The 518-nt window shown below is 77.2% G+C and carries 1 pseudogene; it reads right to left on the bottom strand.

The window, feature by feature from the left end:
• A pseudogene (locus C667_RS23845) lies at positions 1 to 518 on the bottom strand (hypothetical protein); the annotation flags it as partial.

The raw sequence follows: 518 nt of genomic DNA, 5'->3' as shown, positions 1-518 counted from the left end.
GCCGCGAGCTGCTCGGCGAGCACGGGCGCGGCGGCCGGACCGAGCGCGGCGCCGAGGCCCTTGTCGCGGCGCTGATGGGCGTTGAAGGCGTCGCGGACGAAGGCGTCGTCGGGGTCGGCGGCGGCGCTTGCCGGGTCGCGGGGCAGGAAGCGCCAGCTGCCGTCGACGCTCAGCGTGATCAGCAGCGCGCAACCGACCTGCGCGCAGGTCTCGGCGAGGCGCGCCAGCCAGGCTGCCGACATCAGGTCGAGCAGCGCGGAGGCGCACACCAGGTCTGCACCGGCATGCGAGACGGGCGCGGGCGTGTCCGGGGGGCAGGCGATGGGGGCGGGCAGGTCGGGTGCGCCCGGGGCGAGCGCGCCGAGGTCGAGGCAGAGGGTGTCGACCCGCAGCGCCGCGCCTTCCGCGTCGCGCAGGTCGGCGCAGTGGCTGCGGGCGCGCTGCAGAAGGCCCGCATCATGGTCGATCAGCGTCCACTGCTGCGGGCCGGGCAGGCGGGCGGCGAGGTGGCGCGGGTT

Origin of the sequence: Thauera phenylacetica B4P, assembly GCF_000310225.1 — a bacterium.
Taxonomy (GTDB): domain Bacteria; phylum Pseudomonadota; class Gammaproteobacteria; order Burkholderiales; family Rhodocyclaceae; genus Thauera; species Thauera phenylacetica.
The sequence above is the reverse complement of the archived record's forward strand: the minus strand, read 5'-3'. Positions and strand labels throughout refer to the sequence as shown.